The organism is Reichenbachiella ulvae, assembly GCF_025833875.1.
GTDB classification, from domain to species: Bacteria; Bacteroidota; Bacteroidia; order Cytophagales; family Cyclobacteriaceae; genus Reichenbachiella; species Reichenbachiella ulvae.
The window spans coordinates 1,864,932-1,888,909 of record NZ_JAOYOD010000001.1 but is presented as its reverse complement, the minus strand read 5'-3'; the positions used below and the strand labels follow the sequence as shown (position 1 = coordinate 1,888,909).

Here is a 23,978-nt window from a genome sequence, read left to right as displayed (position 1 = left end):
TATTGATTCCTAGATAGAACTGTAGTTGATCAGCGGTATTTTTTACATGTACTAACTTATTTATCTGTATTTTTGTAGAGCTACCAGCCTTTTTGTACCTAACCTCTACTCAAATGAAATTAGCCGCACTGCACCTACTGGGATTACTGGCTGTTAGCACTTCCTCACTTGCTCAGTTTTCCATCAAAGGAAGAATCATCGATCAGGAAAATTCCGGAGTTACTTTTGCCAATGTTTTATTGCTGAGTCCTGCAGACTCTTCTCTAGTCAAGGGAGCTGTCACTGATGATAAAGGCTACTATACGCTGGCCAATGTGAAGCAGGGACAGTACATGATTCAGTCCTACCTGATCGGCTATGCCAAATCTTACTCAGATGTGTTTTCTCTTCGTGACAATAAGCAGCTTGCCATGCGAGACATTGTATTGTCTGAAGATTCAGAGCAGCTAGAAGAAGTCGTGGTGAAAGCTCAAAAGCCACTCTATGAAGTAGAGCTGGGCAAAATGGTGATCAATGTGAGTAGCTCAATCACGTCCTCAGGCCAGTCGGCGATCGATGTGTTGGAAAAGTCCCCTGGTGTCACTGTCAACCGTCAGGACAACACTTTTGCGCTGGGAGGTAAAAACGGGGTGATTGTACTGATGAATGGCAAAAGGAGCCGTATGCCTTTGGAGGCGGTCTATCAGTTGCTGTCTAGTCTCAATGCCGGAGATATCGAAAAAATAGAGATCATGACCGTGCCGCCTGCCAAATATGATGCTGATGGTGATGCCGGTTTTATCAACATCGTGATGAAATCTGGTGGCAATACAGGGACCAATGGTACGGTGATGCTGAATGCCGGATACGCTACAGGCCCACGCCTGGGTAGCAGTATCAACCTGAGTCATCAAAGAGAGAAGATAGGGGTCTATGGAAGCTATTCTTTTGGCTATCGCGGACGACAGGTGCTATGGGACAACTATCGCGAAAACGAAACCGATCTAGAGTCTACCAAGGCTTCTACCGAGGCTGTCAGAGATGGGAAGCGCCCTTCACATAATTACACAGCGGGAATGGATTACAGCATCGGAACTAATACCATTTTGGGCTTATTGGTCAGTGGCTATGACAACCGACTCGATCGTCAGGCCAACACGGATTCTGAGTTTAACTACTCCGTATCTGAGGATACCCTGATCAATCTGGATGTGGGCGAAAAAGACAATTGGTCTCACATCATGGGCAATGTCAACCTCCAGCACACCTTCAATAAGGGTCAGGTCTTGACCGCCAATCTCGATTATCTGGTATATGACAACTATAATCGTCAGGAGTATGCCAATCAATATTATGAAGGAGATGGAACTCCTTTGAATCTGGAAGAAAACCGATTGACCAAGGAAACCCCCATAAATCTATGGGTGGGCAAGCTGGATTATTCAATGGATATCAATAAAAAGATCAAGGCTGAATTAGGAGTGAAAGGTACCTTTTCTGCGTTGGTCAACGATGTGGTGTTTGAGGAGAAGGTCAATGGCGACTGGCAGATTGGAAGTGCATTTACCAGCTATGCGGACCTGACGGAAGATGTCTATGCTGCCTATGGTTCTCTCAATGTTGAGCTGAGTAGCAAGACCAATATGTCTGCGGGCCTTCGGTACGAGCATACCATGACCTATCTCAGCACAGTAGATGAATCAGGCCTGGTGGATAGAAACTATGGCAACTATTTCCCTTCTTTCTTTTTGTCTCACAAGCTCAATGAGCATAATACCCTTCAGTTTTCTTACGGTAGACGGATCACCAGACCCTCTTTTAATCAGATGGCACCATGGGTGATCTTTCATGATCCCTACACTTATTTTTCAGGCAATGCCAGCATCTATCCGACTATGACCAATAGCGTCAAAGCAGAATATTCGAGAAAAAGTGTGCTTTTTTCTGTTCAGTACAGTCATGATGACAATGTGATCATGAGGTTTCAGCCGACACTGGATCCTGCGACCAATGTCATGGTGCTGACATCAGATAACATCGATACGCGTAAGACGGTGGCTTCCAATTTGTCCTTTCCGATAGCGCTGAGTATGTGGTGGGAGATGCAAAACAACATCTCCGCCAACTGGCAGATGATAGAGACACAGCTGTCTGATCAAAAAATGAAAAGGAGCCAGTTTGGCTTCCAGGCGAATACCACGCAGATATTTATGTTACCGGCAGATTTTACGGTGGAGTTGTCAGGCTTTTATGTTTCGCCTATCATCAATGGATACTTCAACTGGCTGTCTCGTGGATTTGTTAATCTGGGTGTGCAAAAGGATTTTGGCAGTGCCGGCACCTTACGTTTCTCTTGCAATGACATATTCGAAACTGGCCAGTACCGTTGGAGAACGACCGAAGATGCAACTTTCAATTTTACTGGCAGATACAAATACGAGAAACGTATCTTTTTGGCCTCTTATACTTACCAGTTTGGCAACAATAAGGTGCAGAAGAGGAAGCGATCAGTAGGGTCTTCTGAGGAGATGAGACGCGTCGATAATTAATGGCTTAGATAATAGTTAAAAGGAATTAGTTAATAGGTATTCCTGCTGCATCGATTTGCGCCCGTTGAGTTTAGGTTATTAAACAACAGTTTTTTGTGTGGGTGAAAATTTGTTGGCCAATTACTCAATCTCACAATAATTATTAACTCCCGATAAATCCTGTTAAATTCAATTGTTAACAAATACCAACGCCATCAAACGACTCTTCCTAATTATTGCTTTCTGCTACGCATTACCTGTTTTGGGACAGGAAAAGGAAAGCAACCATGGTTTTTTTGATCCCAACCTCTACTATGACACCAGGGGTCATAGCGAACTGACCATCAATGCCCTGGTCAATTTTACCGGGCCTTTTCAATATTTTGGTTTTGTGAATTATACGGGTACTGAACAGGATGCTGATGTGGGGACTTTCTTTTCGGAGCAGACGCTTCGATGGCGCTTTCACAAAAACTTGCCTTTTGACCTGGCTTTTCAGGCAGCGCTGCGCAATGGCCCGGCCAACGACTCTTATCGATTGGGCCTGCGGTGGAGTGCCAATGATACCCGGGGAGTAGGGGAGTTTCTTAAAAATTTGCATTTCAACTATGCCGTGACAGTCTATGCACTGCAAGCCGGCTATGGCGATCAGGAAGTCTGGATGGCACAGATCGAGCATGCCTATCGCTTCAGTTTTTGGCAAAACCGAGTTTACCTGTCAGGCTTTGCCGATCAAAATCTGAATCATGATCCAGATGATCCTTTTCTCTGGGTGACCGAGCATCAGCTTGGAGTGGCGATGTTGAAAAACTTCTATGCAGTCGCCGAGTTCCGCATCAACGAATACCTGCCAGAAACGACCGGAGTAGGACTAGGACTGGAATATGTGGTGAGGTTTTAAACGTGGGGATCAAGGTATCCCCTTCAATTGGATGAAAATCGGAAAAAACAAACTATTGTGCGACAGGCCTCCCATTACCAAACAGTCGATGAAAAATGGTTAAGCATTTGTCAATGAGACATAAAATAGCCCCAAATACATCTATTTGGGGCTATTCTTATAAATATTCAGATTTATAAGTCTTGTTATTCAATTAGTAAATGGGTTGGAAATATGGGCTTTTTAACTTGAACTGCACGGGCACTACGACCCATGAGGCCACTGACAATCCACCTACTGTAGCTGGTTTCCAGTCTCCAGAAGTCGACAAGATGGCGTCTTTCGCTTCTTTACTTAAGGCATTGATGACATATTCATCTGCATCCTCGATATCTTCGGCCACTATGGCGTTAGATATTTCTCCATCACTATCTACGACAAACTTTACGAAAATAGTACCTTCTACACCGCGATCTTTGGCTTTCTCTGGGTAGCCAAGTTCGCTGTATAGCTGAGAATAGAAGTCTTTGTATCCCATCTCTGGTTTGGGATCGGTTTCTGATACATAATATACTCCTGTTCTGTTACTTAGATTGAGGATGTCGCTTTTTAAGGTTTCTAGATTAAGGAGGTAAGTCTTCAATTGCTTCTTATCTGTCATGTCTGTCACCCCATATATTTGAACCTTATTGGGATAGTCAAGGTTAAAAGTTGCCTCAGGATACTCATCCATGATTCTGTAGATGTTCACATATATGGACTCAATCTCGTCTTGCGTTTTCTCTATATCATCATACGAGGCGTCCTGTGCATGGACCCACAAGGGTGCGACCAGGCATAAACATGTGATGAACAGTTTATCTACTAATGATTTAGGTTTAGTTATATTTTTTATAAAATGCATACTATCAAATTTTAGTTTAACATAAATTGTTTCTGGTAGATAGAAGGCAAAAGGTCATGCCAAAGTTCTGGTAATCACGTCTTTATTTGGGACTCATATCGCCCTCAATGAGGTTAAAAATGGTTTTTTGGAGAAATCGTGATTTGAATAGGGCAGGTTTTGATGAAAATGTCTTTCACTAAAGAACTGTGCATGTCTTTTCACAAATGTGGAATTTTACACACGGTTTCTTTTGAATGGATAATTGGTTCAGGTGCCTTCCTGTCCATGAAGAGAGCCGAAGAAAAGGAGGGAAAAGCACTTTGATACGACTTGAGTCTTGGGTGGTTGACTTTTCGGGGATGGTGAAAAATGACTCTCCTAATTCAAAAAATGAGTTCTCCTACTCGGAAAATGCCTGTCATCAGCTAAAAAATGACCCTCTTCGAGCGGAAAATGTATATCGTCAGCTGGAAAATGAACATGGTCCGATGGAAAATGCCTATCGTCGGCCAAAAAATGACCGTCTCAGAGTAAAAAATGACCACCATTGGGTGGAAAATGTGTGCTCTCCATCAGAAAATGAGTACCCTTCGACAAAAAATTACCATCGTCAGCTAAAAAATGGGTTCCCTATTCCAAGTCTTCCACAAGACGACTTGAAACCCAATTTAATTGTAGGGTCTCAGACCCCGTTGGTCTTAGCAGTTCTTTGACCGATAAAATAAACCCCATCTACCATTTGATAGATGGGGTTTGGTTATTTATGGCTTTTTAGGTTTTTACTTCCCTATGATCCAATCTGCATCCGGAGTACCCACAAAGCAGTTAGGGGTGACGGGGAAATCTGTAGTGATCACGTAGTAGTAAGTGCCGTTAGGAAACTCTGGTGTCACGCCTGTGCGGCCATTGCACTCGTCCAGATCGCCCAGCCCCTGTACATATTCGAAATCCTGAATGTAGGTACCGTCATAGGAGCCGTCTGGATAGTCAGCACCTGCTGTGCCCGTACCGGTACGCGTCCCTGACTTCAATTGGTAGCTGGAGGTCAGTTCTTTGATGCCGCTACTTGGGTCATCGGCGCTTACATACCCGTATTTGTAGTAGATCGGGAAGCCATCTCCTGCGAAACCGTAGAGCTGAGAGTGCTTGCTGCCGTCTTCGGTGTTTGCCAACCCTACAATATCTCCGTGATAATGGTAGTTGCCCTGAGAGGTCACATGGGCACCATAGGCATCCAAATGAGTCTGTCCTTCTTCCGAGACTTGCGCCTGCCATTCCCAGTTTTCTTCTTGTGTATTAGGGTTGGTCCAGGGTTTTAATCCCATGGGGTGAAACTCTACGCCATTGATGGCCATCCCGAACTGATAGAAGTTCTGATTACTAGGAGTAGGAGGACCCGTCTCGTCATAGACATAGGTCACAGCATTGGCCTGGGCTGGGTTCATGTCAAAACTTCGGGTAACTTCTATGGCCGTAGGGTCCGCATTGGGGAAGTTGCCCACTGCATGACTCGGATATTGGTTAGAGCTGATCGTGCGCACGTCAGGAGTGGAATAATCGAAGCAAACCTCACTGATAGAAGTACTGGTCGTGCCGCAGCTTTCCGTAGTGTTGTTTTGCACGGTATGTGCAGCATCACTCCATACATAGTCTCCGGTATAGGTGTAGACCTGAAAGTAGTAAGTGGTTTGTGCCTGTAAAAGTAGGATTTCGAATTCTGCGGACTGATTGCCAAGATAGACGACTTGTTGTCCGTCTCCCAGATAGGTAATACTCGAGGACGGCTCCTCTCCATCTGTCAAGGCAGTAAAGGACTGTTGATCACTGATGACAATGGCCAGCCCATCTATGTCTTGAGGCACATTCCAATAGGTGATATAAAGGCTGTTGCCAGAGGTGTTGCCAAAATTGAGCGTGATTTCTTCTACTGTATATTGCTGAGTTTCGATGGTAAGGGTGAAGCTGGTGCTCGCCGATTTTTGTTGGTTGTTGTAAGCCACTACCGAGATATCGGTTGTTCCCGTGCCTTGTTCGATGATAAACCAGGCGCCTTCCAGAATGCTAACAGTAGCCACTTGTTCGTCACTGCTGCTGAGCTCGTAGCTAAGCCCTTCACCAGTAGGGTCGCTGAACACATCGGTTAAGTCTACCTGCTGCATCTGGAATCCTTCTGTTAAGCTTAAGTCTTCAGGCGCATTGGCTACCACAGGACTGCTATCAACCAGCGTGAGTACAAAGCTGTCACTAGCCGATTCCCCTTTTGGGTCTTTGGCTATGATCTCTATGGTTGTACTGCCTTCACCTTGTTCGAATAGGTTCAGGTCTGTTCCATCCAGGCTAGCGGTGGCTACTTGTTCATTGCTCGAACTGACAGCTAGAGTCAATTCATCTCCATCGACATCTTCGAATACCTCACTGAGAGAAAGGGTATGGGTCTGGAAGCCAACTTCCAATTCCAGATCTTCCAGTGCAGTTTTGACCATTGGTGCGTTGTTGACCTCTACTTCAGCCACTGTTACCAGAAAGCTATCGGAAGCCAATCCCTGATTGCCATCATCAGCGGTGAGAGTAATGGTACTTTGGCCAGTAGCGACCTCCGAGATCACCAGGCGATCGCTCCCGACCTGAGCTACGACGACTTCTGGATTACTGCTGCTGACAGTATAGCTTAGTTCATCTCCATCTTCATCAGTAAAAACACTACCGATGGTGATTTCCTTTTCTCCAAATCCTGCCTGTAAGTTCAGGTCTATGATGGCATTGGCTACCGTTGGAGGGTTGTTCGGTATTTCTGGTTCCTCTTCTTCGCAGGCCATGGTAAGGCTGAGCATGAGCCCTAAGAATAGGCCTTTGAGATGTGTTGTCTTTCTCATAGTTCGTGATTTCAGTAATTAAATTCTGTTTGTATGTGCTGTTTGTTGAGCCGAAAAGATCTTTTTTTATTGTTGAGATCGAATTGGACGATGTTTTCCTGTCCATCTACTTCTTCGATCAGGCATGTATTGGTGATGGCTATGTTTTTGATGGATTGATTGGGATCGAAACCTTTGATATGTCCCCTGAGGTGAATGTGGTCCTCATCATATTCGATCAGAAAGAATTGAATCTGACTGGATTGATCGTTGAATGAAAGAGCCAAACGGTTTTTGACATAATCGAAAATGGCCATTTTGAAATCTTCTTTTCCACTGGTAGTAGTAGTGCCGTTTTTCATGACTGCCTCCAGTATTTCCTCTCTGTCCAGTTTGACCTGTAGATACAGATTGTCATTGATTTGATAGCATTGAAAGAAGCCCAACTTTAGATCATGACTATATCCTTTTGAAAAGCAAAGAGTTATCGATAAGAGTAAGAAGAAATACTTTTTCATTTAATGGCTATTTGAGGGTAAAACGGCTGCTTTGAGGGAAACCCTACCTTTCGGATGAGCAGAGCTGTGATTTTTTAAATCACGAGGTGAGTCAGCCATCTTTTTCGATTCAAGCTTGCGATCTATAGAACCTTGCTGTTATATTCACCCTTTGAATCCAAACCAAATGTGAATGAAAGCCTTCGATATTGCTCTTATCGATGAGAAACTACTAGACGAATTTAGACTGATGACGGACACTCTGGCCGATGATACAGTTGCCGAGATCATCAGCTCAGGATATGAAGCCCAGATCAATCAAATCTTCGCCTTGTTGGTGCAAAATGATAGTGTTGATCCATCGGTGTTCAGCGAATTAGAACCTGACCTTGCTAAAACCCTAATCGGATATTTTGAGAAGACGGCTCATCTCCCTGAGTGGGCGGATGCCGACCAACTGAAAATCGGGGAGGAGGTCTTTGCGAAGTTCGGGCCTGAGATATTCATGCTGCTCAATGTAGCTTCTCTTCCGATGTGTTATACCTGTGCTCATGGTGCAGAGGTGTTGTATGCCACAGGGCGACTGCTCTCTCACAACAAAGATGTGGACCCACTTGCCCGGAGACTCATGGAGACCGCCCAGATGGTCGTGAATGTGATGTCTCCCGGAGGTCTGGATCCTGAAGGCAAAGGCCTGGTTACGATACAGAAGGTAAGGCTGATTCATGCTTCGATTCGTTATTTTCTTCATCATCCTAAAAACAATAGACAGTGGGAGGTCGATCGACTGGGACAACCCATCAATCAGGAAGACCTGGCGGGTACCTTGATGTCTTTCGCTCCGGTGATTCTATCAGGCTTGAAGCACCTGAATGTGGAACTCAGTGTAGAGGAACAAACTGCTTATATGCATTGCTGGAAGGTAGTGGGCTACCTGATGGGAATAGATGAGAGGCTACTGCCGGATAGTTATGAGCAAGGACATGAGTTGGCGGTAAAGATATTGGCTCATCAGGCGGCCCCTTCCGAGGCTGGCCGGGCTTTGACCGCTTCGTGCATCCAGTTCATCAACAGCATGATGCCAATCGCTACATTCGATGATGTGCCGGCCTACATGATGGATTACTTTTTGACTGAATATGCCGCCGCTTCGGGTAAGCCGCTGAGTGAATGCATCGGCATACAGAATCAAGGCAATATGAAGGATAGACTGGTGCTAAAGCTAACGCAATACCTGGTAGGACATATTGGTGAGATCGCCCATTGGGAGATGGTACGGAAAATATCTACACCCTTCAATAGACTGCTGCTTGAAGGCATCATTCGTTATTATAACGGAGGTAAGAAAGTCCACTTTTTTATTCCTCCATCCTTGAAGAAAAATTGGAAACTGGAAGAATCATAAACATGGAAGGAGCGAATATTTACAATCCAGCTAAAAAGAGTGTTGTTTTTGTACTAGCCAGTTCAGGCATATTGGTAGGATGGTCCTGGTTGAGCTCGATTTTGGTATGGGGACCTGTTTCAGCAAGTATCATTACCTATTTGTTGTATGCCTCCTACTGGCTTTATGTTTTGATTCAAAAAGATGCCCTGATCCTACGCCTGCTTTTGATTGGTACTGTGGCAGGGATATTGGAGCTGGCTACAGATGATTATCTGGTGCATGGAATCGACAGTCTTGTGTATCCGAGCAAGGAATTGATGATATGGAGCTCACCAGCCTACATGCCACTGGCCTGGTCCAATGTGATTTTGCAGTTGGGGTTCATAGGTGTATTGTTGACTCGTAAACTTCATTTGATCCTGGCATCCATCGTTTTGGGTATTGCCGGAGGGATGTATATTCCCCTCTATGAGCACCTCGCCAAAGACGCAGGATGGTGGTGGTATCATGCCAATACACGCATGGTATTTAACGCCCCATTGTATGTGATCATCTGTGAAGCTTTGATCTCATTGGCACTGCCTGCTGCTGTCTATTATGCCAGCCGTCTGACAGCCAATCGCTCCTTGATTATTGGGTTCTTATTAGGAATTTGGATCTATGTTAGCGCATTAATTGCATTTAATTTGGTACATTAGCCTCAGCCTATTTAGCCTGTATAGTTCAACAAAGCCTGTTTTGATACAGCTAATTGTTGAATTCATGAATATATTTGAGGCGAGAAAAGATTAAGATAATGAAGTTAGCAAGTGCAATTGATTACTTCATCCACCCCGTACATTTCGAAAACTCCAGTAAGTTAAGACGAGCGCGTCTATTGATCAGGGCGTGTTGGCTTACTAGTTTGTTTTCTACCAGCTACATATGGATGAGCATCATATTCGAATACCCTCTTGGGATCTATCTGATGATGTTCAATGTAGTAGGATTCCTTCTTTTACCGCTTTTGGTTAAAACACGGCTACCTCTGCCATTTACCGGTAATATATATGTTGCAGTCGGCGCTGTTGCCGTTTATTTGCTTACCTATTATTCTGGAGGCGTATGGTCTGCTATCTATGCCTGGATTATATCCGTGCCAATCTTGGCCCTTTTGGTTGTCAATAAAGTCTCGGGTGCGTTTTGGGGATTTATTTCGTTGGGAGTGATGGTATGGATGGGGATGCTGGCTATTCAGGGAGTCGAATTACCTATACAGTACAATATCGCGATGCGCACGGAGTGGTATGTGTCAATTTTTCCTGGATTGCTTTTGATGATTCTGTTCATTGCCTTTGTATTTGAGGATATTCAGGCTCAGGCACTAAGAGTCCTTCAAAAGAAAAACGAAGTGCTGGAAACACAGAAAAAGACCATCTCAGAGCAATCTACCAAGCTTCAAAAGCTAATAGACGAGAAGGAAAATATCATCCGAATCCTAGCTCACGATCTGAAGAACCCCTTGTCGAATATTTCGAGTTTGACCACTTTTCTAAATGATGAGGAAGGCAGTGAACAGCAAAAGATGTTTGTGAAAATGATACAGCAATCGACCAATAATGCTGAGAATTTGGTCCATCGCGTATTAGAGATGGATGCTGCGGGTCAAGAAGATCTTCAGATCCAACTGCAGTCCATTGATACGGTTGGCATGCTTTCCAATCTTGTGGAATTGATGCAGCAGCGAGCCAATAAGAAGAATATAGAAATTCGTTTTTCTAATCTCGCCCAGAAAGCCGTAATTGACGCGGATGAGATTTATGTTTCTTTGATATTTGAAAACCTGATCTCTAATGCAATCAAATTTTCTGAGGAGGGTAAAAGTGTAGAGGCTACCCTGTCCAATGATCAAAACAACCTCGTCATTACGATCAAGGACGAAGGTCCTGGGGTGAAGAAGGAGGAGGAAGATCAGTTGTTTAAAAAATTCAGTAAGCTTAGTGCGCGACCCACCGGTGGTGAAAGTTCGGCGGGTATCGGGTTATCTCTAGTGAAAAGATATGTAGAGATGATGAAAGGTAAAGTTTGGTATCAGCCATCAGACCAAACCGGAGCGATATTTAAAGTGGCTTTTCCTTTGAGCCAATCTTAGAGCGTAATAGTAAATTTAGTTCCTTCGTCAGGGGTACTTTTGATGGTGATATTTCCACCCAGGGATTGGACCTGAGTCTTAACCATAAAGAGTCCCATGCCTTTCCCTTCCACATGGCTGTGAAATCTTTTGTATAGACCGAATATTTTATTTTTGTTGAGTTTTAGGTCGATTCCGATTCCATTGTCTTCGAAGGTAAACGTGGTTAGACCATTGGTTTTAAAGCTGCTGATTTTGATGTGGCAGGGGCGATCTTTTGATCGATACTTAATCGCATTGGATAGCAGGTTCGTGAAAATACTGTACCACAGGGAACTGACAGATTTGATGCTATCCACTTGCAAATCCAATTCGATGGTTACTTCAGCCTTTTTGATCTCCTTTTTTAGAGAGCTTTTGATTTTTTCTATCAATTCAGTGATTAGAATGATTTCTTTCCTCTGATCTAGATCCTTTTTGACTTCCAGAATTTTTGTCAGGTCTTTCAGTACTTCATCCAGATCTCCGCATGATTTTTCCAGTTGATCCAATGCGGTTTTGTTAAAGGGGTCGTTTGGATCCTTGTGATTATATAAGCCCAGGAGCCCCTTTAGGTTGGAGACGGGCGCACGCATGTTGTGCGAGATGATGTAATTGAACTGCTCCAGATTGATGTTTCTTTCTTGAAGGTCCGAGACCACTTTTTGCAGCTCCTCCGTTCTTTGGTTTACCCTTTCCTCCAGTGTAGCATTCAGCTCACGCAACTTGTTATTGCTGTGATTGATCTCTTCATGAGCAGCGTGTAACTCCAGATTTCTTTCTTCTACCAGTTCTTTTTGTTTGCTCAGTTCATTGGTTCGTTTCTTAACCAGTCTTTCCAGCTCTTCTTCTTGCTGCTTATATTTCAAGATTCTGAAAGTATAAATTCCAGGCCCTAATGCGATGAAAAGTAGGGCATACAGAACATAAGCTGCAGTGGATTGCCACCAGGGAGGGGAGATGCTTACTCTTATACTAGCTCCCGCTTTGTTCCATAGGCCATCATCATTAGAGGCAGTGACCTTAAATGTGTAATCACCAGGCGGTACATTGGAATAATTGGCCTGTCTATAGCTTTGCTCAGTTCTAATCCATGTTTTGTCATAGCCATCTAGCTGATAGGCGTACTGGTTTTTTTCAGAATTTCGATAATTCAGTCCAACGAAACGAAACGATAGAATATTTTGATCATAATCGAGATGGATATGATCAGTGGTCAATATATTTTGTTCCAGAACTCCATTGGGTCGGATATCTACCGGTTCATTGAAGAGAAAAAAATCAGTGATATAAACTTCTGGAACATTCTGGTTGGTTTCGAGTTCGCTAGGATTGAAATAATTAAGACCTCTGTGACCACCAAAATAAATGACTCCCTCTTCGGTTTGGAAAGTGGAATTCATATTGAATTCATTGCCCTGTAACCCATTGCTTATTTCAAATTTCAGAATCAGGTTTTGGATAGGGTCGTATTTGATGATGCCATTGCTTGTCCCTAACCATAGATGGTTCTCTTTGTCTTTTTGAATAGAATAAATGGTGAGGTTTTTCAGGGCCTCCAGTGAATAATGAACAAATTCTTCTGTTTCAGGGTTGAATTTGTTTAACCCACCTCCATTGGTTCCAATCCAAATCTGGTTGCCGTCTATTAGCATACTCGTAGGGTGAGGGCTGCTTAGACTGTTTGGGTTGTCGGGTTTGTGATGATAGTTTTTAAATGTCTTGCTTTCCTCTAGGTAGAGGTTTAATCCTCGAGCAGTCAAGACCCATATTCTTCCTTTTTTATCTTGAAGTATATTACTGATAATTCCACTTTTCAATCCTGAGTCTACTTTGTGATTGCTACCTCTATGTATTTGATTGCTGTCTTTTGTGAGTATGGTCAGGCCCATTCCCCATGTACCAATCCAAATTCTTTTTTTGTTGTCTTCTAATATGGAGCGAATGGAAGCTCTGTTAAGTTCTGGATTGTTGATAGGTTGTTTAAACCCAATGACTTCTTGATTCGAATTCATGATTGCCAGATTGAGACCATGGTCGGTACCAATCCAAACTTGCCCCGATGAATCTCTGTAGATTTCTTTGATCACCTCATTTTTCAAGTTGTTGGGGTCTGAATCCCCCTGGGTATAGTAAAACACCTTTTGATCAGAGTTGCGAATGAGATAGAGTCCATGATCAGTGCCTATCCAGAGATAGTGATCGTCCTGCAGTACATCGAATACGTTGTTTCCTATTTGATTGATTCCACAGGAGTTAGGGATTTCAAGGAGTTGAAATTGCTCCTTTTTAGAGTCATATACACTGATACCTTCATCTGTACCGATCCAGAGTCTTTCTTCCTTGTCTTTGAATATGACCTTGACATAATCATCAACTAATGAGTTCTCATCATTTAGTTGCATCGAATGATTTTGAATTTCAAAAGTTTTAGTGTCAATGATGCTGATACCATGATCAGTACCTATCCAAAGATTGTTTCGATCACAAAGGGCAAGGGTTTTGCAGTAATTGTTGGCTATGTGGTTTTTAGGATCAGCTCCTTCAGCTTGAAAATGCTTAAATCGATTTTTGGATTGATCAAAAAGGCTGACGCCATCGTCTGTTGCTATCCAATACAAACTTTCCGATTGCTGTATGATTTGTTTGGCATATGAGGAGGGAAGACCCAAAGAAGGGTTTTTCGGATTAGATTTAAACTCATTGAGGATTTGAAATTCTCCATCATAGGCAAACTGTGTTATTCCATTGTCATGCACTAGCCACAATTGTCCCTGACGATCTTGATAGACTTGTTTGATGTAGTTGTTGCGGATACCTGTTGAGTCCTCTGTAGATCGATCCCATCTGTCTATTAGCCCCTTAGTGGGGTGCCAAAGGGCTAGACCATAGCCGTCTGTTCCTATCCAGTAACGTCCCTGGCTATCTTGAAAAAGAGTGGAAATGGCATTGGCTCGTATCTCATCCTGATCGGTAGGGTCTAGTAAGTATTGTGTGAAAGCATCTGTGCTCTCATCGTATCTGTTGAAGCCGCCTGCTGCCGTCCCAATCCATAAGCTGCCCTGGTTGTCCATCATCAGGCATGAGATGGAATTGTCTGAAAGGCTAGTAGAATCGGATTCTATGTGGTGATAGATTTGGAAATCGTCCCCATTGTATTTGTTGAGGCCATTGTGCGTGCCAATCCATATAAAACCTTTGGAGTCCTGGATGATGTCGGTGATGGAGCCTTGCGAAAGGCCTTTTTCATTGTTGATGTTCTGAAAATTGACCTGAATGTTAGGTGTCTGTGACCAACAAGGATAAAAAAAGAGTAGTATAGTTCCTGTTATAAAGAACTGAAGATAAGCACCTTTAAGTTGGAGAGTAGATCGGTCACACATCGATTAAATCTACAATGAATGTGATTCAATCACAAGGTTATTCCTTTTCTGATTCTTTGAATCGTTCGTTTATGATGTAGTCAATGTCCTTTCGGGTCAAATTGCTGCCATCTTCTAGTGTGCTACTGATTTTTCTGACGATTTCGTCCAGGTTGTTGGTAGACTGGAAGAGGGCTTCTAACAATTCTTGCTCCTCCATGTTGTCTGATTTCATCTGTAGTATGTTGGACAGTCCTAAAATGCTTGACAAGGGGGCACGCAGCATGTGCGAATTAACGAAGGCGTATTCCTTCAGTTGGTTGTTTTGAGTGATCAATTCTTTCGTTCTTTTCCTGACAGTATCTTCTAGTGTGCTGTTATTTTCGATCAGTTTTTGATTCAAGCCATGAAGCTCCTGATTCATGCTGGCGATCTCATTGCTCTTGAGTGAAAGCTCCTTATTTTGTTCTGTGAGTTGAGTCATCAGAGTTTTGATCTTTTGGTTTTTAAAATGCATGGCAATGAAATCCGCCAGGGATTGAATTATCAATGCATCTTCTGCCACCCAATTTCGGACAAATTTCTTTTGTTCGCAGCAGATCACGCCTATCACACCTTTGTCTTGAACGATCGGGCAATCCAACATGGATTTGATGTTGAGCGGCTCCAGATAGTTAGAGGTAAATTCCGCAGTGTCTGGGTGGCTGCTTGCCAAAGGAGCCATGATGACTGGCTGATTTTCAACTGCCTCGAAATACCTGGGAAAATCACCTCTATGAAGTTCGATAGGGGTAGGATCAGCCTTTCCATTTTCAATCAAAAGTTTTTTGATCAGTCTTTGCTTGTCATCGCTAAAAAACCAAATACTCACTCTGGGGAGAGAGAGTATGTCGCGAGCCACATCTGCTACTTTTTCAAGCGTAACATCCAAATTACCTTCCAGAATTGGAGTTCTGGTCAACTCCAGCATGGCACTGTTATATTGTTTTAGAATACTGTTTTTTGCTTCGATACTGTTTTTGAGACTTGTTAGCTCTTCATTTTTTATTACGGATCTCTTGTATGCGCTACTCAGTAGGTTGTACAGTAAAAAGACAGTAGCTAAAATGGAAATCAGAAAGATTACACTTGCCACAAAAGTAGCTTGGGTGTCAATGGTTACGCTATAGTTGGATCCAATTGTATGGTTAGTATAAACGTAATTCAAGATTTGAAGAATAATGATAACAGCAAACCAGATCCTGGATGCTTTTAGACCCTGGCATATAAGTGATAGAATTGGGATAAAGGGGAACCAAAAAATAATGGTTTTAAAAGATTCTGGTTGACTGATGAAATGTCCTTCAAGAAGTAAGGCTACAAGTAAGGGGACCGAGAAGCGAGCAATCTTTGATTCTGATTTGTAAAAACCTATCAGAGTAATGAACAAACTCAGTACAAAACTGATGATGAATATCGGTTTTCCACCGGATTTTAAATCAATCAAAAGTTCAGCTAATAGCAAGGCGGATATTGCCGCAAGCTGAGTCAGCAGAACTGCACGGAATACATTTTTTGACTGAATTTTAAAATTCACCATTAGAATCAAACCAATTGTATCTTAGCTAGATACATAAAGTTAAAGATAATGTTTCGGTCAAATAAGGTGGGATGGGTTATTAGGTTCTCGACCAAGGCACAAATCTAGAAATTAATGGGAAGATAGAAGTAAGTAAATCAACAAAATACTGTGTAGGAGTATTAGAAGTTTAGATTGTTGACTATTTGAGGTCAAATTTGACCTTTGTCGCTCGAAAGTTGAGCTATTGAGTGATGAAAATACGTTGATTGAAATGCTGATCTCCGATGGTTAGGCTCGCAATATACGGACCTTTTAAACTTGCCTCCAAATTGATTTGTTGGATACCTGTTGGATCACTAGAAAGCGGTGTGCTGTATTGTAGTTTTCCGGCGAGATCATACAGCAAGAACTCCCCTTCGTTTTCTATTAATTCAGTGCTTGAAACATTGATTTGAGATTGATTAGTTGGGTTTGGGTAAAGATTGAAGGATAGTTTTTGATTTGTGCTCAACACCATGTCCATTCCCATGCCGTCATCGCTAATGTCAGCTAGATAGTAGGCGATGACTTCACTTGCACTACTTACCACTGCACTGGTGGCTTGCGCGTTATCTTTGAATCGGATGATACCATCCTTGTCAATCACAATCATTCGGTCGTAGGTCGTGTTGTACAGGTCTTCGATAGCAGAGCCATTGAGGCATAGTGGATAGGTGATCCCCGTTCTGTCTTGAAAATCGGCAACCAGGCTTGCATTGCCATCCCAGACGTCTATTCCTACCGCCACAAAGTTGGGGTTGCTTTTGTAGACTTCATAGATGCCACTTTCGGTATTGGGGCCATTCGATCTACAGTGCGGGCATTGATTGCCAAAGATGAAGAGGAAAACCACTTTTCCTTTGTGATCGGACAGATGAAAGGTGCCGCCAGAAAGGTAGGATAGCGAAAAGTCTGGAGCTGCAGAGCCTACACTTTGAGCAAAGGAAGTCAGACTAATTAGGATGGATGATAGGATTAGGAAAAGGGCTTTTTTCATGGCTTTGAGATTTAAAATCTAGTGGTGATTCTTAGTTCAACTCCCTGGAAACTCAATACATCGTAGCATACGCCAGAATTGCAAGCTGGCCCACCTCTTCTTTTACCAGCGAATAACGTTAAAGTGTTTTTGTTATTGGGTTTATATGTGGTCACCAAAGCAGGATAGAAGTTGAATTCATCATCTGCTTGTACTAACACAAAAGGATCTGCACTTAGTTCCATTACGGCCGAAATACTGAAAAGAGAAGGTCGTGCTAGCGTATAAGAAAAGTAATAATTGGCGAAAGCATCATTGTCACCTCTCTGGATATTTTGATATTCTACTTCCAGACTTGAGCTCATTTTTTCATGAGGAAAAGTCCAATAGCTACCGACGGCATACCTGTGGTTTTCATTGTCGAATGGCGCCTGGGAGTAATCGACAAAAAGTCTTGAATCAATGCTTTCATTGATCTGGAACTGGTATTCAAGAAAGTATTCATAAAAGATTGGGATGTCAGTCTCTGATATTTCGTTTTTGGCTCTTGCCGTATTGAAAGTCAGCATATTCCCGTTTTCAAAACTGTAGTAGAGCTCCAGTTGATAGCCACTCTCATCGGTCAATGTTGGCACATGGGTGCTTCGGTTGAGTAGACGATAGGAGTGTTCTTTCACCAGAGTAGGAGGGTCATTGATCCCATTACCCAGGGCAAAGTTCTGGTAGTTTTTGTACTCGACGCTACCACCCAGATTTCCAAAATAAAAATTGAGACCGAGATAGGCGCCAAAAGCAGCAGCCTCTCCAAAATCCGATATATCAACTTCGCCAGTGACTCTTTTGGAAACTTCTCCATAGATGGAATAGTTGTCAAGCACATTGCCGTCATAGTATATCGAAAGGTAGCCATCTGGATCAGCATCTAGGCTGGAAGGATCGGTTCTGTGATGACGCATATAGATAGCACCCATTTTCTGTCTACCGAATCGTTGGCTCAACTCCATACCTTCGATTAGGTCAGGTCTACGGTCTATCTCCCCCTCAATGGTGGGAGGGAGTGTTACGTCTAGGATTTCTCCACGCAGGAGTTTGAGTTCTGTGTTTTTAAATTTTAATTGGACGGCAGCTCCCAGGAGATCTTTGTAAAAACCGTAGCGAACGCGGTACCCTCGTGTTTCCCAGATGGAGGAAGGGATTTCATAAGTTCGTAGCAAGAGTCCTTTCCCAAAAGATTCGTAGAGATGGCCGATTGATATATCAATAAAGTCTGATTTGTATTGAAATTTGAACTGGCTGATCCGTATATAATCCAAATCCTCACCAAATGAAGGGTAGTATTGCTCGACTCGGGTGTTTAAACCAAAAGACTTAAATCTGTAGGATAGATTCAATTGATCGTAGAGCGAACTCTGGTATCTAGGGTCCAGTTCAGGAATGTTACCTAATTGATACTCCATGAGATTGGAGCCTCTGAGACTTCCTTGTCCCTGGATTTGGGTGAACCAAGCAACCAATAATAAGCTTATTAGAATGCTCTTAATCATTATTCAATAAGCTTGTGAGCTGCTCTTCAATTTTCTTTTCATCCCCGGGGACATAACCCTCGTGCGTGTAGAGCACTTTTCCGTCAGAATCTAAAATAAATAAGGTCGGAAGTACATTGACGAGCAATTCTCCATACAGTTCTTGATCTGGGTCTAACAGGACAGGGTATGGAATCCCAAGTGATTTAGAGAAGGGTCTGACTTTGGCACTGTTTCGAGGGCTGTCCACATTGATCCCCACAAATTTCACTTTGTCGCTTTCGAAGTTCTCAGACAATTCAATGAGCTTTGGTATGGACTTGACACAGGGTTTGCACCAGGTAGCCCAAAAATCCACAACAGTCAATTCACTCCCTTGCAAGTCTCGCAAACTAAAAACCCGACCATTGATTTCTTTGAGCTCAATGGAAAGAGTTACCTGACCTTGAACCTGAAAATGAGATAATAAAACAAATAGAAGGACTGATAATAGTCGAACGGCGAGATTTGATACTTGCATAGATTCTGATTAGTTATTGGATAGATGTTTAGTGAAACAAGCCTTTTGTGAGAATGGTTCAGCCGGATTGGAAATTAGTATCGAATATTTTCTATATATTTAATAAAGGCTGCATTCAGCGGATTCATGATCCAACCAGTATCATCGTTTGGTCAAATTTTAAGACAAGGTTTCATGAAGGGGAAGAAGCATGTGATTTCGAGAAAGACAGCCAGCTATAGATTTCTATTACATTTGGTTTTTTGCTTTGCTTCCTTCAGTGTTGGAGGTCAAAACATAGATTATCAAAACCTGAGTATCCGAGAAGGATTGAGTCATAATTCAGTTTTTTCGGTGTTGCAAGACAATTATGGTTACATCTGGTTGGGCACTAGCAACAGTCTTCATCGCTTTGATGGATATGAATTCAGGACCTATCAAAATGAAAGAGAAAGAAAAGATGGCATCAGCCAGGGTGCTGTCAGAACATTGTTTCAGGACAGTGAAGAGCGTATATGGATCGGTACCGAATCTGGACTTTCTTATTTCTACAGAGGAGAAATAGTTCCTTTCAATGAATTAAATAATCAAATGGCAGTCCAGCCCTATGCTATTGAGGAAATGCTGGAAACCCCCAGTGGAGAGCTTTGGATTGCTACCTGGGGAGGAGGGATTTTTGTCTGGGATGAAAAGGAATTAAAAGCAATCAACAAAAGCACAGCGCCCACACTTGAAACCGATATCATCGTGGATTTTTTATGGGATGAAAGTAGAAGGTGTATCTGGATTGGTACCTGGGATGGAGGTTTGTACCGATACATGGTTGAAAGCCAATCTATGGAAAAGGTTACTGCCTTTCCGGGGATTAACGCCCGAGCCCTTGCGTTGCGTGAGGCAAGTGAGCTATGGGTGGGCACATGGGGCGATGGTCTCTATGTATATCGAGACGATGTTTTTGAGCAGCATTTGGTGGAGGCAAAAGGGGCTATTGCCATTTTTAGCAACAAGATTTTGGATCTGGCTGTTGATCATAAAGATCAACTTTGGGTTGGAACATTTGGTGGTGGAGTGCATCTCTACGATGGTGAAAATTTTCTTTCTTATGCTAATGATCCACAGGATAATAATTCTCTATGTGGCAACTATGTAGAGACCATCACGATTGATGATGAAGGTGCTCTTTGGGTGGGGACTAAAGGTGCCGGAGTGTCTCGAATGAAACCAACTCCTTTTCATGCCTATCCCTATTTAAAAAAGAAAAGCTATGATCCTTTCGATCCTACTATCCCGGGAGTCGTCAAAGACGAAAGAGGAAACAAATGGGTCTTAGGGCCAGAAAGAAAATTGGTTCAATTGACGGGAAAAGAATATAAGATGCTTGCTCAATTGTATGAACAGGAATATCGTGAGTCATACATGTTCATAGTGTTGAGAGACCTTGATGGAAAAATATGGTGCGGAGGTGAAACGGGCTCAGGCCTATTTGTGATTGATAATGAGCAGTTTATTGATTTTAATCAAAAGGGGAGAGATTTTAGAAGAAACAATATCAATGATATTTACCAGGATTCTCAAGGCAGGGTTTGGCTCTCGATGACGTACGATGGTGGGCTTTATTGTTTTGATGGAGATGAGGAGATCTATTATAGAAATGATCCCAGGGATTCTAGTAGTATCAGTAGTACTGAGATTTTATATGTAACGGAGGATCACGAAGGAGTCATCTGGGTTGCTACCTGGAGAGGCGGATTGATACGCTATGATTTTCAGGAGTTCAAGACTTTTCGGGAGTCTGAAGGTGATTCGGGCATCAATTCAAATCTTACGCTATCCACATTCGAATCCCGAAGTAATCAATTGTATGTCGTAACAGAAACCGGATTGAACCTTTTGGATCGGGAGACTATGACGTTCGAGCATTTTGGCAAAGAGGAAGGACTCCAGACCAATTTGGCTTTGGGTGTAGTTGAGGATGAAAAGGGAAAGCTGTGGCTTTCTACTTTGACAGGTGTGACTGTTTTTGATCCTGAAGCAAGGACTTTTACAAATTATAAAATCAGAAGTGGTTTGTCGGATGATATCCATAATCGCATTGGTCATTCGAATGAGGATTATTATTTAGTAGGTACACAAGGTTTTGTTCGATTCGATCCTGTCGAGGTTCAGGAGCAAATTGACAATACCCACCAATTGTACATTACAGGCTTATATCTAGGAGACGAGGTGATTCACCATCTGGACGGAAAGTCAGTAGAATCCTTGGATGAAATTACTATTAGTAGACAAAAGGACCGATCTCTGGGATTTGAGTTTTCTATATTGAATTATGACTTGGATCAAAAAAGGATGTATGCCTATCGAATGGGTAAACGAACCGATGATTGGGTCAATCTAGGGGATAACAACTTTGTTTATTTGTCTAGACTGAGGCCGGGAAAATACCAGTTTCAAGTAAGATCGAGTTTGGATGGTGTACACTGGGACGTTGGTAAAGTATTGAGTATTTGGGTGAAGCCAAAGTGGTATGAGCAGTCCTGGTTTATAGGCTTAGTCATGATTGCCCTGGTGATTTTGATAATGCTTCTGATCAGAAGTCGCAATGTTTATTTGGAGCGACAAAAGGACAAACTAGAGAAGCTGGTAGATAAGAAGACAAGGCAGCTGAAAAAGAAAAACAAGCTTTTGAAATCAAAAACGCAGATGCTTGAGCTGAGGAACAATGAAGTAGAGAAATTCGCTTATGTAGCCAGCCATGATTTGAAGTCTCCACTTCACACCATCGAAGGCATGATGGATATCCTACGTGACAATCTAAATGGTCACATCGATCCTGAGTCTGAAAGGTTTATGGGATATGTCAAAGAGACCACTCAGCGGATGGTGCAGTTGATCAATGGGCTGTTAGAACATGCCAGGATTGGGACTGACCATAAGTTCGAAACTGTTGATTTGAATCAGGTACTGAAACACCTTCGAAATGATCTGGGTAGGAATATTGAGGAAAGTTGTACTGAACTGAAAATTGGAGAAATGCCAGTTTTGAATGGTCAGGAATTAGGCTTACGACTGCTGTTTCAAAATTTGATTTCCAACGCCATAAAGTTCCGCCCTGCACATCGATCTCCGGTAATAGAGATTAGTTGTTTGTCATCGCCTGCCAGCAAGGAGAAGTATTACAAATTTATGGTTCGGGACAATGGTATTGGCATACCTGAGCGGTATCAAAAGCAAATTTTTGGGATATTCAAAAGACTACATAATACCAATGACTATGAGGGGACAGGGATAGGTCTTGCCCATTGCAAAAAGGTGGTGGATATACATCGGGGTGAATTGTGGGTCGAATCTGTTCCTGATGAGGGTAGTACTTTCTATTTTACCATTTCCAGTGGGCTTTAATTTTCTGTAGCCTTTTCCTCATTTATCAAATCCAATTTGACCTCTCTTGTCGTATCTAAATTGAGAGTTGACAAAGCCTGTTTTGGAATCAATTAGGTGTAACTATCAATGAGTTTGTTGAAAGCCTCCATGACAAGATGCAGAATGAGTCGTCTCCAAGGGGATTAGTTTGGAGGAACGCATGGATTAATATAATGGGGGTTATAGAACAGTCTGTTCCTCCTTCTCTCAACTAATAGTTCTTTACGAGGCGACTCGCATTTGTTATTTATAGTTTGATTTTTTCAAGCACCGCCTAGCTCAAGGAAACCGAGTCCGGCTGGCTTGTGCAACATCCAACCTGTAATGCTGAATCGATCTTTATGAGTCATAAGGACTTCATGTTCTAATAGATCGCTTTTGAATAGCACCATCCGGCCGAAAACTGGTTCGATGGTTTCTTCTCCATTAGGAAGATATATTTTGAGTTGGCCACCATGGGAAGGTTCCCAATCCTCATTTAAATATAGTATCATGGAAATCAATCGGTTATTTCTACCTTGAAATTGATCCAGATGTCGTTTGTAAAAAGTGCCTTCCGGGTAATGTGCAAAGTGAACTTCATAGCCTGACAAGCTGAGGAAACAGTATCTGTTGAGCTGACTTTTGAGCAATTCGGCCCATTGAAAGAAAGGTGTCAAACGTGCGTCCATGTCCTGGTTGTCCAGCCACAAAATCTGATCTCCACGAATGCTTTGATCAATCTGCTTTTGATTCAAACTACCAATGGCTGCTTTTTTGAGAACTTCTGCTTCTTTTTTCTCATCAAAACAAGATTTGAACGCACACAAATCCTCTCTTGAAAGTATATGATCCATCACCACATAGTGGTGATCTGAGAGTGTGTCAACCCAGTTGATCCACTGCTCTTCGTCTATCGACTTCAATGAACTAAAAAATTTGGCGAATTTAGTTCAATTGGTGTTGAAGTGACTTAGTTTTTGGCTTGAAATTTATAGGGGTAATACAGGGTGGATTAATGAAGGTTTACATGGAAACGAATGTTTTAAGAACATTCATACCACGATCGTTGTAGGCACTAATATCGCCCTCCATCATAGCTTCATAGCTTTTTTTGTCCTCTTCGCTGATTTTAGATTGGAATTGAATGTCATCTTTGGAAATATCCTTGAATGCCATGTGCCAATTGGGGAATAAACGCTTGTCTACTTTTTGTTCGAATCTAATGTTAACACCTCCATGTCTTGGATCTTTTTTGATTTTTTCGGAAAGTCCTAAAACCTCGTCTTTATCTCCTTCTATTACTTGAAGAAAACGGTTTTCTGTTTGAATCAAAAGACCTGTAATGTTTTTTCCAGGATTGTTCTTTTTACATGAGGCCAAAATGTTTTGGATTTCCTTGTCGTCGCAGTCCTTCCTTCTCGCGCTGGTATATACCAACCTGTATAATGTTTCCATGAT

16 protein-coding genes are annotated in these 23,978 nt (G+C 42.5%); 6 read left to right on the top strand and 10 right to left on the bottom strand.

From position 1 onward, the window contains the following. Positions 1-113 precede the first annotated feature (113 nt). Complete coding sequence (locus tag N7U62_RS07630) at positions 114-2,528, top strand: TonB-dependent receptor (protein ID WP_264137331.1); 2,415 nt, start codon at positions 114-116, stop codon at positions 2,526-2,528. Between the two features lie 172 nt (positions 2,529-2,700). Continuing rightward, entirely contained in the window at positions 2,701-3,408 is a 708-nt protein-coding gene (locus N7U62_RS07625; protein ID WP_264137330.1) for a hypothetical protein, read from the top strand. Between the two features lie 193 nt (positions 3,409-3,601). Here the strand turns inward: N7U62_RS07625 and N7U62_RS07620 are convergent, their stop codons facing one another. The 3 genes from N7U62_RS07620 to N7U62_RS07610 all read right to left on the bottom strand — a co-directional run bounded on the left by N7U62_RS07620 (position 3,602) and on the right by N7U62_RS07610 (position 7,643). Continuing rightward, complete coding sequence (locus tag N7U62_RS07620; RefSeq protein ID WP_264137328.1) at positions 3,602-4,291, bottom strand: energy transducer TonB; 690 nt, start codon at positions 4,289-4,291, stop codon at positions 3,602-3,604. 761 nt (positions 4,292-5,052) lie between these two features. Continuing rightward, on the bottom strand, positions 5,053-7,146 hold the full coding sequence (locus tag N7U62_RS07615; RefSeq protein ID WP_264137327.1) for a YHYH protein: 2,094 nt from the start codon (positions 7,144-7,146) through the stop codon (positions 5,053-5,055). Between the two features lie 11 nt (positions 7,147-7,157). Beyond that, positions 7,158-7,643 carry a DUF6702 family protein gene (locus tag N7U62_RS07610; protein ID WP_264137325.1) on the bottom strand — a complete coding sequence of 162 codons (486 nt, stop codon included), beginning with the start codon at positions 7,641-7,643 and terminating at the stop codon, positions 7,158-7,160. Between the two features lie 172 nt (positions 7,644-7,815). Here N7U62_RS07610 and N7U62_RS07605 point away from each other — a divergent pair, with 172 nt between their 5' ends. From N7U62_RS07605 to N7U62_RS07595, 3 genes are all read left to right on the top strand, one after another. Continuing rightward, positions 7,816-9,027 (top strand): oxygenase MpaB family protein, encoded by a 1,212-nt coding sequence (locus tag N7U62_RS07605; protein WP_264137324.1) that lies wholly within the window; start codon positions 7,816-7,818, stop codon positions 9,025-9,027. Between the two features lie 2 nt (positions 9,028-9,029). Further along, the gene (locus N7U62_RS07600) at positions 9,030-9,707 is read left to right on the top strand and encodes a DUF6989 domain-containing protein (protein WP_264137323.1); all 678 of its coding nucleotides are present in this window, start codon (positions 9,030-9,032) and stop codon (positions 9,705-9,707) included. 98 nt (positions 9,708-9,805) lie between these two features. After that, positions 9,806-11,140, top strand: coding sequence for a sensor histidine kinase (locus N7U62_RS07595; RefSeq protein ID WP_264137322.1), 1,335 nt, complete (start codon positions 9,806-9,808; stop codon positions 11,138-11,140). Here the strand turns inward: N7U62_RS07595 and N7U62_RS07590 are convergent. The 5 genes from N7U62_RS07590 to N7U62_RS07570 all read right to left on the bottom strand — a co-directional run bounded on the left by N7U62_RS07590 (position 11,137) and on the right by N7U62_RS07570 (position 19,139). Then, positions 11,137-14,541 carry a ligand-binding sensor domain-containing protein gene (locus N7U62_RS07590; RefSeq protein WP_264137321.1) on the bottom strand — a complete coding sequence of 1,135 codons (3,405 nt, stop codon included), beginning with the start codon at positions 14,539-14,541 and terminating at the stop codon, positions 11,137-11,139. The two genes, N7U62_RS07595 and N7U62_RS07590, sit on opposite strands and share 4 nt — an antisense overlap. 37 nt (positions 14,542-14,578) lie before the next feature. Next, positions 14,579-15,727: a sensor histidine kinase gene (locus tag N7U62_RS07585; protein WP_264137319.1), complete on the bottom strand. Its 1,149-nt coding sequence runs from the start codon at positions 15,725-15,727 to the stop codon at positions 14,579-14,581. A 595-nt stretch (positions 15,728-16,322) separates the two neighbouring features. Further along, a complete protein-coding gene (locus tag N7U62_RS07580; RefSeq protein WP_264137318.1) occupies positions 16,323-17,117 on the bottom strand; it encodes a redoxin domain-containing protein in 795 nt (264 codons plus the stop codon). Between the two features lie 11 nt (positions 17,118-17,128). Continuing rightward, positions 17,129-18,640, bottom strand: coding sequence for a DUF6029 family protein (locus tag N7U62_RS07575; protein WP_264137317.1), 1,512 nt, complete (start codon positions 18,638-18,640; stop codon positions 17,129-17,131). Then, entirely contained in the window at positions 18,633-19,139 is a 507-nt protein-coding gene (locus N7U62_RS07570; protein ID WP_264137316.1) for a TlpA family protein disulfide reductase, read from the bottom strand. The genes N7U62_RS07575 and N7U62_RS07570 overlap by 8 nt, the downstream gene beginning before the upstream one ends. A gap of 174 nt (positions 19,140-19,313) precedes the next feature. Between N7U62_RS07570 and N7U62_RS07565 the strand changes: the two genes are divergently transcribed. Next, positions 19,314-22,517, top strand: a complete 3,204-nt coding sequence (locus N7U62_RS07565) for a two-component regulator propeller domain-containing protein (protein ID WP_264137314.1) — start codon at positions 19,314-19,316, stop codon at positions 22,515-22,517. 284 nt (positions 22,518-22,801) lie between these two features. Here the strand turns inward: N7U62_RS07565 and N7U62_RS07560 are convergent, their stop codons facing one another. Together N7U62_RS07560 and N7U62_RS07555 are read right to left on the bottom strand one after the other, a co-directional pair. Continuing rightward, positions 22,802-23,443, bottom strand: coding sequence for a 2OG-Fe(II) oxygenase (locus N7U62_RS07560; RefSeq protein ID WP_264137313.1), 642 nt, complete (start codon positions 23,441-23,443; stop codon positions 22,802-22,804). A gap of 100 nt (positions 23,444-23,543) precedes the next feature. Next, entirely contained in the window at positions 23,544-23,975 is a 432-nt protein-coding gene (locus N7U62_RS07555; protein WP_264137312.1) for a BLUF domain-containing protein, read from the bottom strand. Positions 23,976-23,978 lie beyond the last annotated feature (3 nt).

What these genes read in the sequence shown, in the direction of transcription:
- N7U62_RS07595 (WP_264137322.1), top strand. Translation starts at nt 9,806, where the DNA reads ATGAAGTTAGCAAGTGCAATTGATTACTTCATCCACCCCGTACATTTC.
- N7U62_RS07590 (WP_264137321.1), bottom strand. Translation starts at nt 14,541, where the DNA reads ATGTGTGACCGATCTACTCTCCAACTTAAAGGTGCTTATCTTCAGTTC.
- N7U62_RS07605 (WP_264137324.1), top strand. Translation starts at nt 7,816, where the DNA reads ATGAAAGCCTTCGATATTGCTCTTATCGATGAGAAACTACTAGACGAA.
- N7U62_RS07555 (WP_264137312.1), bottom strand. Translation starts at nt 23,975, where the DNA reads ATGGAAACATTATACAGGTTGGTATATACCAGCGCGAGAAGGAAGGAC.
- N7U62_RS07615 (WP_264137327.1), bottom strand. Translation starts at nt 7,146, where the DNA reads ATGAGAAAGACAACACATCTCAAAGGCCTATTCTTAGGGCTCATGCTC.
- N7U62_RS07610 (WP_264137325.1), bottom strand. Translation starts at nt 7,643, where the DNA reads ATGAAAAAGTATTTCTTCTTACTCTTATCGATAACTCTTTGCTTTTCA.
- N7U62_RS07575 (WP_264137317.1), bottom strand. Translation starts at nt 18,640, where the DNA reads ATGATTAAGAGCATTCTAATAAGCTTATTATTGGTTGCTTGGTTCACC.
- N7U62_RS07565 (WP_264137314.1), top strand. Translation starts at nt 19,314, where the DNA reads ATGAAGGGGAAGAAGCATGTGATTTCGAGAAAGACAGCCAGCTATAGA.
- N7U62_RS07620 (WP_264137328.1), bottom strand. Translation starts at nt 4,291, where the DNA reads ATGCATTTTATAAAAAATATAACTAAACCTAAATCATTAGTAGATAAA.
- N7U62_RS07630 (WP_264137331.1), top strand. Translation starts at nt 114, where the DNA reads ATGAAATTAGCCGCACTGCACCTACTGGGATTACTGGCTGTTAGCACT.
- N7U62_RS07600 (WP_264137323.1), top strand. Translation starts at nt 9,030, where the DNA reads ATGGAAGGAGCGAATATTTACAATCCAGCTAAAAAGAGTGTTGTTTTT.
- N7U62_RS07580 (WP_264137318.1), bottom strand. Translation starts at nt 17,117, where the DNA reads ATGAAAAAAGCCCTTTTCCTAATCCTATCATCCATCCTAATTAGTCTG.
- N7U62_RS07570 (WP_264137316.1), bottom strand. Translation starts at nt 19,139, where the DNA reads ATGCAAGTATCAAATCTCGCCGTTCGACTATTATCAGTCCTTCTATTT.